The organism is Streptomyces sp. WAC07094 (assembly GCF_036320405.1).
Taxonomy (GTDB): Bacteria; Actinomycetota; Actinomycetes; order Streptomycetales; family Streptomycetaceae; genus Streptomyces; species Streptomyces lannensis.
On the sequence record NZ_JAVMJZ010000001.1, the window covers coordinates 5,420,499 to 5,435,120 of the forward strand.

At 70.5% G+C, this 14,622-nt stretch carries 13 protein-coding genes; 1 reads left to right on the forward strand and 12 read right to left on the reverse strand.

Annotated features, from left to right (window positions below):
* Window positions 1–71: 71 nt before the first annotated feature.
* The 9 genes from RCR19_RS23975 to RCR19_RS24015 form a co-directional block, all read right to left on the reverse strand.
* Window positions 72–1,076, reverse strand: coding sequence for a glutamate ABC transporter substrate-binding protein (locus RCR19_RS23975; RefSeq protein WP_331266993.1), 1,005 nt, complete (start codon window positions 1,074–1,076; stop codon window positions 72–74).
* A 14-nt stretch (window positions 1,077–1,090) separates the two neighbouring features.
* On the reverse strand, window positions 1,091–2,536 hold the full coding sequence (locus RCR19_RS23980) for a hypothetical protein (protein WP_331266994.1): 1,446 nt from the start codon (window positions 2,534–2,536) through the stop codon (window positions 1,091–1,093).
* 248 nt (window positions 2,537–2,784) lie between these two features.
* Window positions 2,785–3,756 (reverse strand): BadF/BadG/BcrA/BcrD ATPase family protein, encoded by a 972-nt coding sequence (locus RCR19_RS23985; RefSeq protein ID WP_331266995.1) that lies wholly within the window; start codon window positions 3,754–3,756, stop codon window positions 2,785–2,787.
* Window positions 3,747–5,012 (reverse strand): 6-phospho-beta-glucosidase, encoded by a 1,266-nt coding sequence (locus RCR19_RS23990; RefSeq protein ID WP_331266996.1) that lies wholly within the window; start codon window positions 5,010–5,012, stop codon window positions 3,747–3,749. Before RCR19_RS23990 ends, RCR19_RS23985 begins: the two co-directional genes overlap by 10 nt.
* Window positions 5,013–5,019: 7 nt before the next feature.
* Window positions 5,020–5,913, reverse strand: coding sequence for a carbohydrate ABC transporter permease (locus RCR19_RS23995; RefSeq protein WP_331266997.1), 894 nt, complete (start codon window positions 5,911–5,913; stop codon window positions 5,020–5,022).
* A gap of 2 nt (window positions 5,914–5,915) precedes the next feature.
* On the reverse strand, window positions 5,916–6,857 hold the full coding sequence (locus RCR19_RS24000) for a sugar ABC transporter permease (RefSeq protein WP_331266998.1): 942 nt from the start codon (window positions 6,855–6,857) through the stop codon (window positions 5,916–5,918).
* A gap of 2 nt (window positions 6,858–6,859) precedes the next feature.
* The gene (locus tag RCR19_RS24005; protein ID WP_331269540.1) at window positions 6,860–8,191 is read right to left on the reverse strand and encodes an ABC transporter substrate-binding protein; all 1,332 of its coding nucleotides are present in this window, start codon (window positions 8,189–8,191) and stop codon (window positions 6,860–6,862) included.
* Window positions 8,192–8,272: 81 nt separating this feature from the next.
* Complete coding sequence (locus tag RCR19_RS24010) at window positions 8,273–9,484, reverse strand: ROK family transcriptional regulator (protein ID WP_331266999.1); 1,212 nt, start codon at window positions 9,482–9,484, stop codon at window positions 8,273–8,275.
* 368 nt (window positions 9,485–9,852) lie between these two features.
* Entirely contained in the window at window positions 9,853–10,950 is a 1,098-nt protein-coding gene (locus RCR19_RS24015) for a mechanosensitive ion channel family protein (RefSeq protein WP_331267000.1), read from the reverse strand.
* A 321-nt stretch (window positions 10,951–11,271) separates the two neighbouring features.
* Between RCR19_RS24015 and RCR19_RS24020 the strand changes: the two genes are divergently transcribed.
* Window positions 11,272–11,808 (forward strand): HNH endonuclease, encoded by a 537-nt coding sequence (locus RCR19_RS24020; protein ID WP_331267001.1) that lies wholly within the window; start codon window positions 11,272–11,274, stop codon window positions 11,806–11,808.
* Window positions 11,809–11,848: 40 nt separating this feature from the next.
* Here RCR19_RS24020 and RCR19_RS24025 read toward each other — a convergent pair whose 3' ends face one another.
* The 3 genes from RCR19_RS24025 to RCR19_RS24035 are packed head-to-tail and all read right to left on the reverse strand — an operon-like array spanning window position 11,849 to window position 14,561.
* Window positions 11,849–12,457: a hypothetical protein gene (locus RCR19_RS24025; RefSeq protein WP_331267002.1), complete on the reverse strand. Its 609-nt coding sequence runs from the start codon at window positions 12,455–12,457 to the stop codon at window positions 11,849–11,851.
* A complete protein-coding gene (locus RCR19_RS24030; protein WP_331267003.1) occupies window positions 12,454–13,788 on the reverse strand; it encodes a hypothetical protein in 1,335 nt (444 codons plus the stop codon). The genes RCR19_RS24025 and RCR19_RS24030 overlap by 4 nt, the downstream gene beginning before the upstream one ends.
* Complete coding sequence (locus RCR19_RS24035; RefSeq protein ID WP_331267004.1) at window positions 13,785–14,561, reverse strand: ATP-binding cassette domain-containing protein; 777 nt, start codon at window positions 14,559–14,561, stop codon at window positions 13,785–13,787. Before RCR19_RS24035 ends, RCR19_RS24030 begins: the two co-directional genes overlap by 4 nt.
* Window positions 14,562–14,622 lie beyond the last annotated feature (61 nt).

Sequence of the window (14,622 nt, forward strand, 5' to 3'; positions counted from 1 at the left end):
CTGTCGTGCCCAGTGCGCGTGTCCGGTGCGCCGGGGGTAACTCTCCAGTGGTATCAGGTCGGTTGCTTCGGTCAGGAGGAAGGCGGCCGTGACGACGCCGAGTCCGTGCCCAGCGTCGGGGACAGCCATTTGTCGTACGAGGTCTGCCAGCCGCTCTTGCGGTAGTCCACGAGCACCTGGTTGACCCGGCGTACCAGATCCCCGGCACCCTTGTTCATCGCCACGCCGTAGTACTCGGTCGTGAAGGGCTTCCCCTTGAGCTCCACGGTCGGGTCCTGGGCCGCCTGGCTCGCGGCGAGCGCGCCGTCGGTGACGATCGCGTCGACCTCGCCCAGCTGCAGTTCGACCAGGCAGTCCAGCTGATTGGGCACGGTGGTGGAGATGTCCGTGGAGGCCGCCAGCTTGTGGTTCTTCTTGTCCTGCGTCAGCGCGGTGTTGGCCGTCGACCCCTCGGCGGTGCAGATCTTCTTGCCGGCCAGCGACGCGTCGTAGCCCGTGATGCCGGACGCCTTGGGGGCGAGGACCTGCTGCCCGGTCGCGAAGTACGGGTCGGAGAAGGCGACTTCCTTCAGCCGGTCGCAGGTGATCGTCATGGTCCGCACCACCATGTCCACCTGGCCGCTCTTGATCGCCGGGATGCGCTGGTTGGTGGGGATCGCGTGGAAGCGGACGGCGTTCGGGTCGCCGAGGAGCTGCCGCGCGATCTCGTGGGCGAGGTCGATGTCGAAGCCCTCGAGGTCGCCGCCCGAGCTGTTGGGGTCGCGGTAGCCCCAGCGGTAACTGTTCTGGTCGACGCCGACCGAGAGATAGCCGCGCTGCTTGACGGCCGTGACCGCGGGGCCGCTCTCGTCGCCGGACGGCTGCGGGCTCAGCTGCTCGGGGTGCCTGCCGCAGGTGTCGGCCTTGGCCTGGGTGGCCTCGGCGAGCCTTGTGCTCCCGGAGCCGGGCGCGGAGTCCACGGGCGCGTGGGTCAGCGGCAGCAGCAGGGCGAAGGCCACGGCGAGGACACAGACGCTCAGCATCGCTCCTACACCGCCCCAGCCCTTCAGGCTCGCCCTCAGGCGTCGAGCGATCATCGCCCGTCCCCCTCTCACCGGTACTCCGAAAGCCTGCGTCCGATGCCCAGCAGCGCGCCGGACGCGGCCAGCACCGCGAGGACCGCCGCGCCGACCGGCAGCCCGGCGATGGCGTTCCGGCCGTCGGCCGCCCGGTGCTGGAACTCGCCCTCCTCGTGGCCCAGCGCCTTCGCCAGGTTCGCGTCGACGCTGTCGAAGCACTCACCCGTCGGCTGGTCGGCCGCGGAGCCGATGATCTTGTTCAGGGCGGCCTGGTAGTTGCCGTCGTCGTCGGCGGTGCGGGCCTGCTTGTGCCGCTGCTGCCAGACCTTCATATTGCCGGTGGCAGCCGTCACAGGCGCCCTGCCCGTCTGGTCGTCGGCGAGTGTCACGGCCTTGGCCAGCCCCGCGGAGAGTGTCTTCATGTCCTGCTGGAACGCGTAGTCGTACGCGTCCTCGACCGTCCCGTCGGGCAGTTGCTTGGTCTCGGCGCCCCGGCTGACGAGGGTCAGGTTCTCGTTGCCGCGGGCGTTCAGGGAGGCGATGCGCGCATCGTGCAGCACGTTCAGCGAGCGGACGCCGTGGTCGTACGAGGCGTTGAGCCCGGCGCGGGCGACGCTGTGGCCGACGACCGTCCACAGCAGGACGATCGCCGAGGCGGCCGTCGCGGCGACCAGTCCGCGGTTCAGCAGGCGGTTCGTGCGCCGGTAGTTGCGCCGCTGCGTCAAGCCGAGGGCCACGAGCGCCAGCACACCGAGGGCGATGGCGAACCACGGGTAGGGGGTCGCGTCGGCGTAGTCCGAGCGCAGCCGCTCGTTCTCCTTGGTGTACAGGTCCTGTGCGGCCGGCAGCATCTGCTTCTGCATCACCTCGTTCGCCGTCCGCAGATAGGCGCCGCCCACCGGGAAGCCCTGCCGGTTGTTGGCACGGGCCCGCTCGATCAGGCCCTTGTACTCCGGAAGCAGCTTGTTGAGCTTGGTGATGGTGGCTGCCGAGGGCGAGCCCGGCTCGGTGCTGGCGGCCGCCGTGACGAGCCCCGCGGCGGCCGTGCGGATGTCCTGGTCGTACCGCTCGGTGGTCGCCCTGGGCTCCTGGCCGCCGGCCAGGAAGCCGCTGGAGGCTGTGGTGTTGGCGTCCGCGAGCGAGCGGTAGATGTCCGCGGCTCCCGCGCTGAGCGGCTGGCTGCTGTGCAGCACGTCGTCGGCGGCGTTCGAGCGGTCGGTCATCTGCCAGGCGGTGACGGCCCCGAACGCGATGACCAGCAGGGCGAGGACGGCACCGATGACGCGCAGCCGGCCGGGCTCGGTGGTGGCGGCCGAGCGCAGCCGGTCGGCGCCCTCGGCGAAGGCGGTGCGGCGCCGCGGGCCCGGCGGGTCTTGTGGCACGGCCGCACTGCGCCCCCCGCCCGCCGTGGCCCGCGCCGGTGCGTCGGGCATCGTGGGCGTCGCGGGTGGCGCGCCGCTCTGCTGCGGGTGTGTCACTCGACCTCCCCCATGGTCATCCGTCGGTCGCCTCCGCCCGGAGCGTGGGAGCGGACACAGGTGTACGGCGGCAAGTATCGCCGCCGGGACGGGTATCCGCACAGGCCTTTATACGATCTTGTTTCCGGATCGCAGCGTTTGTGCAGATGTCCGTTCACGCCGTTGCCGCGCACCACCCCCGCTCATGAATACGCGACGTGCCTGTGTTCGGTTCCCAGGGGTGGCGCCGGGCCTCGAGCCGGGGCTCGCTAGCGCTCGAAGTGGCCCCGCACCCGCGCGTGCGCCCGCCCCTCCGCGCGTTCGTGGTCCAGGCCCAGAAGGGCGGCGCCCAGGACCGGTCGGGCCGTGACCACCTGGGGGACCGCCTTGGGCGCGCGGACGGTCAGCAGCTCCCGTACGCGGTCGTCGAGTTGGGGGTGGCGGGCGGCGAGGATGCTGCCGCCGAGCAGGACGGGTGTCTCCTCGTCGAGCAGGTCGAGGCGGGTCAGTGCGACCGTCGCCATGACCACCACCTCCTCGGCGAGCCGGTCGACGATCGCGCGCGCCACCGGATCCCCGTGCCCGGCGGTGGCGAACAGCACCGGCGTCAGCTCGTGCCGCCGGGCGTGCTCGATGTGCTCCAGATGGAGCGCCTCGATGAGCGCGTACATGGAGTCGAGCCCGAAGTGCGCGGGCAGGGTGCGCGCCAGTTCGGTGGGCCCGCCCCGGCCGTCCTCCGCGCGGGCCGCCCACCACAGGGCCTCGTCCGCCAGGCCCCAACCACCGCCCCAGTCACCGGAGATACGGCCGAGTGCCGGGAAGCGGGCGGTGCGGCCGTCGGGACGCATACCGACGCAGTTGATGCCGGCCCCGCACACGACCGCCACCCCCCGGGGCGCGGAGACACCGGCCCGGAGGATGGCGAAGGTGTCGTTGCGCACCTCCACGGTCGTGCCCCACCCGCGTGCACGCAGGGCGGCCGCCAACTGCTCCTCCTCCACCGGAAGATCGGCGTTGGCGAGACAGGCCGAGACATGGTCGGCCGCGGTGACCCCGGCCCGGGCGAAGGCCTCCGCGACGACCTCGCCCAGGGCGTCCACGGCCGCCCCGACCCCCACGACCGGTGGCCTGAAGCCCCCGCCCCGCGCGGTGCCGAGGACCTCGCCGTCGCCTGCCACGACGGCGACGTCGGTCTTGCTGTTGCCCGCGTCGATGGCGAGGACACTTGCGGTCAGGCCCACGCGAGGTGCTCCCGGTTGTGCGCGATCAGCAGATCGGTGAGGGCGTCGGCGTACGCGTACTGACCGATGAGGGGGTGGGCGAGCAGTGCCCGGAAGACGCGATCACGGCCGCCGTGCAGGGCCGCCTCCAGGGCCAGCTCCTCGTAGGCCGTCACGTTCGCCATCAGGCCCGCGTACAGCGGGTCCACCGCCGCCACGGGCAGGGGGGCCGGACCCTGCGGCCCCACCGCCGCCTGCACCTCGATCACCGCGTCGTCCGGCAGGAAGGGCAGCGTGCCCTTGTTGTACGCGTTCACCACCTGGTAGGGCGAACCCCCTCCGCCCAGCAGGGACGCGGTGAGGTCGACCGCGGCCTCCGAGTAGTAGGCACCGCCGCGCTTGGCCAGCAGCGCGGGCTTCTCGTCGAGCGCCGGGTCGCCGTACATGTCCAGCAACTGCCGCTCCATGGCGGCGACCTCGGCGGCGCGCGACGGCTTTGTCCTCAGTTCCCGTACGACCTCGTCGTGCGCGTAGTAGTAGCGCAGGTAGTAGGAGGGGACCGCGCCGAGCCGGTCGAGGAGGGCGCGCGGCAGCCCCATGCCCTCGATGATCGAGTCGCCGTGCTCGGCGATCAGCTTGGGCAGCACGTTCTCGCCCTCGGGGCCGCCCAGGCGCACACCGGTCTCCCAGGTGAGGTGGTTGAGGCCCACATGGTCGAGGTGGACGTCGGCGGGGGTGACGCCGAGGAGGCGGGCGAAGGACCGCTGGAAGCCGATCGCCACGTTGCACAGACCGACCGTGCGGTGGCCTGCCTGGAGCAGGGCGCGGGTGACGATGCCCACCGGGTTGGTGAAGTCGATGATCCAGGCCTTCGGGTTGGCGTTGCGGACCCGTTCGGCGATCTCGAGGACCACGGGCACCGTACGCAGGGCCTTGGCGAGACCGCCCGCGCCGGTCGTCTCCTGGCCGACGCAGCCGCACTCCAGCGGCCAGGTCTCGTCCTGCTCCCGAGCGGCCTGGCCGCCGACCCTCAGCTGGAGCAGCACGGCGTCGGCGCCCTCGACCCCCTGGTCCAGGTCGCTCGTCGTCACGACGCGCCCGGGATGCCCCTGCTTGGCGAAGATGCGCCGGGCCAGTCCGCCGACCAGCTCGAGGCGTTCGGCGGCCGGGTCGACGAGGACGAGTTCCTCGACGGGCAGGGTGTCCCTCAGCCGTGCGAACCCGTCGACTAGTTCGGGTGTGTAGGTCGAGCCTCCGCCGACCACGGTGAGTTTCATTGCGTTGCTAGCCCTTCACTCCGGTGAGCGTGACACCTTCGACGAACGCCTTCTGGGCGAAGAAGAACACGAGGATCACGGGGGCCATGACCAGCAAGGTCGCGGCCATGGTGAGGTTCCAGTCGGTGTGGTGTGCGCCCTTGAACGACTCAAGGCCGTAACTGAGCGTCCACGCGCCCGGGTTCTCCGAGGCGTAGATCTGCGGGCCGAAATAGTCGTTCCAGGCGTAGAAGAACTGGAAGAGCGCTACGGCGGCGATGCCCGGCCTGGCCATCGGAAGGACGACTTTGAGCAGCGTGCGCAGGTCACCGCAGCCGTCGACCCTCGCCGCGTCCAGGTACTCGTTGGGGATGGTCATCAGGAACTGGCGGAGCAGGAAGATGGAGAACGCGTCGCCGAACGCCATGGGGATGATCAGCGGCCACAGGGTGCCGGACAGGCCCAGCTGCTTCGCCCAGAACAGGTACATCGGGATGATGATCACCTGCGGCGGCAGCATCATCATCGAGATCACCAGCATGAGGGACAGATTGCGCCCCGGGAAGCGGAACTTGGCGAGTGCGTAGGCCACCGGGATCGAGGACACGACGGTCAGGACGGTGCCGAGGCCCGCGTAGATCAGCGTGTTCTTCCACCAGGTGAGGAAGCCGGGTGTGTCGAAGACCTTCTTGTAGTTGCCCCATTCCCAGGTGTGCGGGATCAGATCGCGGCTGAGCGCCTGGGTGTCGCTCATCAGCGAGGTCAGGAACACGAACACGAAGGGCAGGGTGAAGAAGAGCGCGGCGGCCACGCCGAGGGAATGGACGCCTATCCACTCGAGGAGGGCCTTGCGGCGTGCGGTGCGTTCGGCCGGCGAGACGGGCGTCCTCAACTCCACCGGCTTGTCGAGTACTTGGGTCATGGTCAGTCACCTGCCAGATTGAGGCCGCCCCGGCGCCGCATCAGGAACGCGGTGAACACCATCGACAGGACGAAGAGCACGAGTGCGACCACACAGGCCGAGCCGTAGTCGAAGCGCTGGAAGCCGAGGTTGTAGACGAGCTGGGGCAGGGTGAGTGTGGACTTCTCCGGATAGCCCGGCTCGAACTGCGTCCCGGCGCCCTGGATGACGCCCGAGGCGACCTTTCCGGCGATGAGCGGCTGCGTGTAGTACTGCATGGTCTGGATCACTCCGGTGACCACGGCGAACATCACGATCGGCGAGATGTTCGGCAGGGTGACGTACCGGAAGCGCTGCCACGCCGACGCCCCGTCCAGCTCGGCCGCCTCGTACTGCTCCCTGGGCACGTCGAGCAGCGCCGCCATGAAGATGACCATCAGGTCGCCGACGCCCCACAGGGCCAGCAGGGTGAGGGCGGGCTTGGACCAGGTGGGGTCGTTGAACCAGCCCGGCGCCGGTATCCCGATCTTGTCGAGGATCGCGTTGACCGGGCCCGTACCGGGGTTGAGGAGGAAGGCGAAGGCCATCGTCGCGGCGACGGGCGGGGCGAGGTAGGGCAGGTAGAAGAGGGTGCGGAAGACGCCCGTGCCCGTCCTGATCTTGGTGATGAGCATGCCGACGCCGAGTCCGAAGACGACCCGGAGGCTGACCATGACGAGCACCAGCCACAGGGTGTTGCGCAGGGCGGCCCAGAAGTACGGATAGTCGTTGAAGACGTATGTCCAGTTCTTCGTCCCGCTCCACGACGGCGGCCTGAAGCCGTCGTAGTGCATGAACGAGAAGTAGACCGTCGAGATCAGCGGGTACGCGAAGAAGACCGCGAAGCCGATCAGCCAGGGCGACATGAAGGCGAGCGTGCGAAGCGCCGCCCGGCGGCGCTTCGACGCGAGGGTGATCGTGCTCATCGCTACTTCGCCTGCGCGATGTCCGTGTCGATCTGCTTGGCCGCGCCGGCGAGGCCCGCGTCGAGGCCCGTGACCTTGCCGCTCTCGTAGTCGTAGCCGAACTGCTGGATGGTCACGAGGTACTGGCCGCCGTTGATGGAGGCGGGCGTCGTGGTCGAGTTCGGGTTCGCCGCGATGTCCAGGAAGGTCTTGAAGCGCGGGTCGTACTTCAGCTTCGGGGACTTCAGCGCCTCCAGCGTGGAGGGCACGTTGTGGATGGCGTTGGAGAAGCCGACGACCGCGTCCGTGTCCGTGGTCATGTACTTCACCAGTTCCCAGGCCGCGTTCTGCTTCTTGCTGGTGGCCGCGATGCCGGCGATGGTGCCGGTGATGTAGCCCTTGCCGTACTGGTCGGCCTGGTCGTCGGGCACGGGCAGCGGGGCCACGCCGATGTCGAACTTCGGCTTCGCGTCCAGGGCCATGCCCAGGCGCCACTCGCCGTCCAGCTGCATGGCGACCTGGCCGGTGTGGAAGGGGTGCTTGGGACCCCACTCGTCGCCGAGCTTGGAGCGGTACTTCTCCAGCTTCTGGAATCCGCCCAGTTCGTCGACCAGCTTCTTCTGGAGCGTGAATCCGGCCTTGAAGGCCGGGTCCGTGGCGAGGCTGGACTTGCCGCTCGTGTCGAAGTACGTCGGGGAGAACTGCGCGAAGTAGTGCTCGGTGGTGGTCTCCCAGCCGTGGTAGTCCGGCATGAATCCGAGCTGCTTGTAGCCGTCCCCGGCGGGGATCGTCAGCTTCTTGGCGTCGGCCTCGAACTCGCTCCAGGTCTTGGGCGGGTTCGTGATGCCCGCCTTCTCGAAGGCCGTCTTGTTGTAGTAGAGCCCGTAGGCGTCACCGAGCAGTGGCACCGTGCAGCGGTTGCCGTCGTACTGGGTGTACTCGTTCATCGCCTTCGGGAAGGTGGTGGCCGGGTCGACGCCGGACTTCTTGAAGAACGGGTTGAGGTCGATCAGGGCGTTGGAGGAGCAGAACTTGCCGACGTTGTTGGTGGTGAAGGAGGAGATGACGTCGGGGGCCTTGTCGCCGCCGGTGCGCAGGGCCTGGTTCATCTTGTCGTCGGTCATGTTGCCGACGACATTGACGTGGATGTTCGGGTGCGCCTTCTCGAAGCCCGCGATCAGGTCCTGCACGGCCTTCGTCTCGGAGGGCGCGCTCCAGGCGTGCCAGAAGTTGATGGTGGTGTCCTTGGAGGCGTCGTCGTTCGCGCCGGAGGAGGACTGACCGGTACAGGCGGTGGTGAGGAGTGCGAGGGACGCGGTGAGGGCGAAAGCCGTCTTTCGGATCACTTTGGGCATGACTTCGGGCATGACGGGGTCTCCCTGGGACGGGCTGGGTGTGATTCGACCGGAGCGGGTGCCGGGGCCGGGGCCCATGGCTCAGCGCGAGGTGTCGAAGACCTCGTCGCGGGTGGTTGCGAGGGCGCTCTCCAACGCGCCTCGCAGTACGGGGTGTTCGCGTACATCGCCGACGGCGAGGCGCGGCCGGGACGCGGCCAGCTCCTCCAGTTCGGCCTGGAGCAGGGTGCGCAGCGGCTCGCCTCCGGCGGTGAGCGAGGCGCCGCTGAGGACGACGAGTTCGGGGTCGAGCACGGAGACGAGCGCGGCGAGACCGGTGGCCAGCCGGGTCGCGTACGTCTCCAGGAGCCGTCGGTGGGGGCCGGTGGCGCTGTCGGCGCCCAGGGCGACGAGGGTGGCGGCGACCTCGGTGTACGGACCGGAGGGCACGTCCGTGACGCCGAGTTCGCGGGCGAGCCGGGGGATGGCCTGGGAGCCCGCCAGTTCCTGGTAGCCGCCGCTGTTGGCCTTCGTCACCTGGCGGACCAGGGGAGCGCCGGGCACCGGCAGGAAACCGACCTCGCCGGCACCGCCGGTCCAGCCGCGGTGCAGCCGGCCGCCGAGGACGAGTGCGGCACCGAGACCGCCCTCGTTCCACAGCAGGACGAAGTCAGCGTGGCCCCTGGCCGCGCCGAGCCGCTGTTCGGCCAGGGCGACGAGGTTGACGTCGTTCTCGTACTCGACGGGCATCGGGAGGCCGGCCGCGAGTTCGTCGAGCAGCGTGGGGGTGTGCCAGCCGGGCAGGTGGGAGGCGTAGCGCAGCCGGCCGGTGTTGGGGTCGAAGGCGCCCGGGGTGCCGATGACCACCCGGTGCACGTCGGAGACGGCGAGCCCGGCGGCCTTCACGGCGCCCTCGAGCGCGTCGGTGACCTGGCGTACGACGGGTTGGGAGGGGCGGCGGCCCGGGGTGGACAGTCTGTGCTCGCCCACCGTTCTGCCGGTGATGTCGGCGACGGCGGCGAGGATGCGTTCGGGGGTGACGTCGAGGGCGGCGACATGGGCGGCGGCCGGGTTGACGACGTACAGCTGTGCGCTCGGGCCCGGCCGGCCCTCGCTCGTGCCGGTCATCAGGACGAGACCGGCCGCCTCGAGGCGTGCGAGGAGCTGGGAGGCGGTGGGCTTGGACAGTCCGGTGAGCTTGCCGATGCGGGTGCGGCTGAGCGGACCGTGCTCCAGGAGGAGGTCCAGGGCGGCGCGGTCGTTCATGGCGCGCAGCACACGCGGGGTGCCCGGTGTGCCGGCGGATCCTGCCATGTGTGTCGCCACCTGCCTTTCAACGGCCCAGCTTCTCAGCGGGGCCGCCGGGAAGTCCACCGGGTGATCGTTCGGGGGATTTCCCGTGTTCGGGGCGGCCCTTGGAGATCACTGTTAGGAAAGTTTCCTATTGGTGACAGGAAGGTAGGCCCGCCGCCACGAAGGCGTCAATACCGGCCACTGGCGGCAACCAACTCGTTACCTGACGGCCTTGAAGGCGGGCGGCCGGAGCCGGTGCCCAGGGGGCCGGCGGCGCGCGCGGTTCGTCCGGCGGACCGCCATGGCCCGGCCCCGGAGTGCGCCGGCCTTGGGACACGAAAAGGCGGCGCCCGGTGGATACCGGGCGCCGCCTCCTTCTCGTCGGACCGCTACCGCGCCGGCGGCCGCGCTGGCGTGATCGGCGCCGCCGCCTCCGCCTGGGGCGAGGCAGTGTTGGAGTAGACGGAGGGGGCCGCCACCGTGGCCGCCGGGTCGGGAGCGGCCTCCAGCGCCTCGGCCGTGGGCAGGCCGCCCACGATGCGGATGCCCGCCTCGTCGAAGGCCCGCTTGATGCGCCAGCGCAACTCGCGCTCCACCGACAGGGCCTTGCCCGGCATCGTCTTCGCCGTGAGGCGGACCACCATCGACTCCAGCAGCACGCTGTCCAGGCCGAGTACCTCGATCGGCCCCCACAGGCGCTCGTTCCAGGGCTCGTCCTTGCTCATCTGCTCGGCCACCGCCTCGAGGGTCGCCTTCACCCGGTCCAGGTCCTCACTGGGGCGGACGGTCACGTCCACTCCGGCGGTCGCCCAGCCCTGCGAGAGGTTGCCGATGCGCTTGACCTCGCCGTTGCGGACGTACCAGATCTCGCCGTTGTCGCCGCGCAGCTTGGTCACCCGCAGGCCCACCTCTATCACCTCGCCGGAGGCCACGCCCGCGTCGATGCTGTCGCCGACGCCGTACTGGTCCTCCAGGATCATGAACACGCCGGACAGGAAGTCCGTCACCAGGTTGCGCGCGCCGAAGCCGATGGCCACACCCGCGACACCGGCGGACGCGAGCAGCGGCGCCAGATTGATCTGGAAGGTCGACAGGACCATCAGTGCCGCGGTGCCCAGGATGAGGAACGACGCCACCGAGCGGAGCACCGAGCCGATCGCCTGCGAGCGCTGCCTGCGGCGCTCCGCGTTCACCAGCAGACCGCCGAGCGCCGTGCCGTCCACCGCCTGGACGGTGCGGGTCATACGGTCGATCAGCTTGGTGATCGCCCGCCGCACCATCACTCTCAGTACCGCCGCGACCACCAGGATCAGCAGGACCCTGAGACCGATCGCGAGCCACGTGGACCAGTTCTGCTGGACCCAGGTCGCGGCGTTCGTCGCACTCTCCTGGGCGTCCTGGAGGGTGGGGACCGCCGGAGGCGTCGACTGCGACGGCGACGGCGAAGGACTGGCAGCGCCGGCGAACGACAGCGCGGTCAGGGACACGGCAGGTACCTCCTGGTGCAACGTCTGCCTCCGGCACGAGCGGGCACGGTCGTCAGGTCGGCGAGGTCACGGAAGGTCACCGGATGGGCAGCCCCACCACACTAACGGGGCATCGTGTGAGGATCATGCCGAAGTGGCGAGGAGAGACGGTGCTCACCCGGAGAAGTCAGGGGGTGCATCTCGGGGAATGCTTCAGGTGTGGTCGAAAACACTCCCAGCCCGTTACCGGGACATGGTGGCGCTTCCACCAGGCATGAGGGGAAACTGGCTGCAGATCGTCCCGGCGCGAGCCACGCGCCGCCGGCGTACAAGGAGGCATCCGTGCCGCACGTCCTGGTCCTCAACGCGTCGTACGAGCCACTCGGCGTCGTACCGCTCCGCCGCGCGCTCGTCCTCGTCCTCGAGAACAAGGCCATCTGCCTCGAGGAGTCCGGCGCCTTTATGCACAGCGCAACCGTTACTGTCCCCGCACCCAGCGTGGTCCGGCTGAAGCGATTCGTGCGGGTTCCCTATCGGGGGCCCGTTCCTCTCACCCGGCGCGCGCTGTTCGCGCGCGACGGCGGCCGGTGCATGTACTGCGGTGGCGTCGCAACCAGCGTCGACCACGTCATTCCGCGCAGCCGCGGTGGTCAGCACGTCTGGGACAACGTGGTGGCGTCCTGTCGCCGCTGCAACCACGTCAAAGCCGACCGGCACCTGTTCGAGCTGGGCTGGCGCCTGCGCCACAAACCCGCTCCACCAACAGGTCTGGCCTGGCGCATCATCGGCACCGGGCATAGGGACCCGCGCTGGCTGCCATACCTGCAGCCGTACGGCGCGGACGACGCCTTGGCCCGGATCGACGGCATTTCCGCCTGACGATCCGGGCTTTTGCATACCCGGAGAGGAGGCCCGCGTCTCAGGCGCGGGCCCCCTCGGGGCGCGCTCCGCGCGCGACGTACAGGGCTCCGCCCGCGGCGAAGGCGACGAGGGCGGCCGCCCAGGCGCCCGTCTGCGTGCCCGGCTGCATCGGCCACGCCCACACCGTGACCGCAGGTCCGCGCGCGCCGCCGGACGCCAGGTACACCGCACTCACGTAGCCGAAAGCCGGCAGCCAGCTCAGCCGTGCGCCGAACAGCACCGCCGCGGCCGCCGTGACGCCCGTGCTGCCCAGCGTGTTGCGGATCATGGCAGGCGGCCCGAAGACGAGCGTGTCACCCAGCACGGCCGTCGGCAGCAGCGCGGCCGCCACAGCGCTCAGGCCCAGCAACTGCACCAGTCGCCGGGGCCACCACGGGCGGACGGCGGTGCGGTCCAGTTCGTCGGACGCCGTGTACAGGCTCGTACCGATCACGGCGGCGGCCAGGAGCGGGGCCAGTGCGACCACCGGCACCCGCCGGGACGGGTCCAGGTAGGCGTCCATGAGGTGTGCGGCCCACAGGGCGAATCCGGTGGTCCCGACGAGCGCCGCGAGGGTGGGCCACAGCGCGCGGGAGCGGGCGTACAACAGGAGACCGATGGCTGTCACAGGGCCGGCACCGCCCGCGCACCGCAGCTGCCTGCCGTCGCGAAGTACGCCGACAGCCAGATGCGGCGTTCCTCCTCGCCCATAGACGCCAGCCGGGCCCTGGCCCGTTGCCTGGCCGTCAGCTCGGCGCGCTCGGCGGCACTGCCCTCGGCTGCCAGTTGGTCGAAGTATTCCTGGTGAGGGCCTGGGGCCAGATAGTGCTCGACCGCGTCGTCCGCCCTGCGCACGCGCGGGTCCAGGGTGCTCTGGCAGTCGCCGCGGCCCTCCAGCTCCGCCACCGCCTCCCACGCGTACTGCTTCGGATCGGTCAACCGCCCCCGGACGACGGACCAGCCCAACGGCGCCAGCATCGGCAACCGCGCTTCGCCGTGTCGCGGCGCGGTCGGACGGTCCTCGAACCGGACCGGAAGGTTCTGCACGCCCTCCAGCCGACCAACGACTTCTGACAGGGCTTCACGTACTTGGGGCAACAGACCCTCGTAGCGGGCGTTCACACAGATCTGGGGTGTGGTAGACGTGTCGCAGACCTGACGGCTCGCGAGCGGGTCGTCGTGCCACAGACCGTCCCCGGTCCGGACCAGAAGGGCACCGGCGGCGATCGCCGCGGCGAGTGGTACCAGCGCCGTGTACCGCCGCCGGGCGGCGTACGCCAGCACCGCTGCCGACGCCAGCCCGCCCGTCCACACCGCCATCACCACCGGCTGCCACCAGACCGGGTACGAACCGACCGGCGCCGGAAAGGCTGCGTCCAGATGGCGGCCGGCCCCAGGGGAAGCCATCGCCGGAACGGCCAGACCGACGTACCCGGCCATCGCGAGCGCAGGGGCCGCCGGCCGCCAGGCCACGAGCCGCCCCACGACATGACCCGCCATCGCACAGGCCGCCAGCAGCACCGCGTCCCCCGGCAGCAGGCCGAGGTGCGGACGATCGCCCTGGGCGTAGGGCCAGGTGGCGAGCAGGGCCAGGGCTGCCGCAGCCGTGAACCCGGCGGCAGCCCACAGGGCGACCGGCATGGCCGACGCCAGGAACCGTGCGAGTCGCCCGCGTACGGCGGTCTCCCACAGCTCGTCGGTACGGCGCCGGCGTTCCCGCCCGCCCTGCAGGCAGCCCGCGGCTGCCGTGAGGGGGGCGATCACGAGCATCGAGTCGTGCAGCTGGGAGCGGGTCTCGGCCCAGCCGCCCTGCCACTGCGCGGAAGTGCCGGTCAGCAGCATGCCGAGCGTCAGCAGCACGGCGGCTCCGGTCCAGGGGGCGAAGCCGCGGACGATTTCGGCGCGCAGGGGGTGAAGCCGGCGCTCGGGCGGCTTCCGGCTATCGGCCGTGAGAGTCATGGCGAGACCTCCCGGGCGGCCGACGGTGCGCGGTGCGCCCGCAACGCCGCCATGAACCCACGTTCGATCGCGCTGTCACCACTGCCGTCATCCGATCCGCCGAGCGCGGCCAGCGCCCCGGGGGTGCCGCGGTAGGCGATCTGCCCCGCGTCCACAAGGGTGACCTCCGTGCAGGCGGCGGCCACGTCCTCCACCAGATGGGTGGAGACGATCACCGTGGCGTCGGCGCCCAGACGGCGCAGCAATGCACGGAATTCCACCCGCTGCTCGGGGTCGAGTCCGGCCGTCGGCTCGTCGAACAGCAGGATGTGCGGTTCGTTGACGATGGCCTGGGCGATCCCGACGCGGCGGATCATGCCGCCGGACAGTGTCCTGATCTTCGCGTCGATGCGGTCGGTCAGGCCGACCCGGGCCACGGCCCGCTCCACGGCGGCCGGGGTGGCGGTGGCCGGCATCTCCTTCAGCCAGGCCACGTACGAGACGAACTCGCGCACCGTGAACCCCGGGTAGTAGCCGAACTCCTGGGGCAGATAGCCCAGACGACCGCGCACCCTGCCACGACGGCGGTGGTCGCCGACATCCTCTCCGAGGATCTCCACCCGGCCGTCGCTCGGTGCTGCCACCGTGGCGAGGACGCGGATCAGGGACGTCTTGCCCGCGGCATTGGGGCCCAGCAGTCCGTGCACGCCCGGGCCGAACGCGAGGTCGACCCCGTCGAGGGCGATGGTCCTGCGGTGCCGCACACGCAGACCGGTCACTCGTATCGTGCTCAACGCTTCTCCAGAGGGGGGCGGCGACGCGCGCCGGTGGGCTCGTAAAGGGGCTCTCGGGTCG

Excerpts from the sequence above, each read along its gene's own strand:
- RCR19_RS23975 (WP_331266993.1), bottom strand. The coding sequence starts at position 1,076 with ATGATCGCTCGACGCCTGAGGGCGAGCCTGAAGGGCTGGGGCGGTGTA.
- RCR19_RS23990 (WP_331266996.1), bottom strand. The coding sequence starts at position 5,012 with ATGAAACTCACCGTGGTCGGCGGAGGCTCGACCTACACACCCGAACTA.
- RCR19_RS24005 (WP_331269540.1), bottom strand. The coding sequence starts at position 8,191 with ATGCCCAAAGTGATCCGAAAGACGGCTTTCGCCCTCACCGCGTCCCTC.
- RCR19_RS24010 (WP_331266999.1), bottom strand. The coding sequence starts at position 9,484 with ATGGCAGGATCCGCCGGCACACCGGGCACCCCGCGTGTGCTGCGCGCC.
- RCR19_RS24000 (WP_331266998.1), bottom strand. The coding sequence starts at position 6,857 with ATGAGCACGATCACCCTCGCGTCGAAGCGCCGCCGGGCGGCGCTTCGC.
- RCR19_RS23995 (WP_331266997.1), bottom strand. The coding sequence starts at position 5,913 with ATGACCCAAGTACTCGACAAGCCGGTGGAGTTGAGGACGCCCGTCTCG.
- RCR19_RS24030 (WP_331267003.1), bottom strand. The coding sequence starts at position 13,788 with ATGACTCTCACGGCCGATAGCCGGAAGCCGCCCGAGCGCCGGCTTCAC.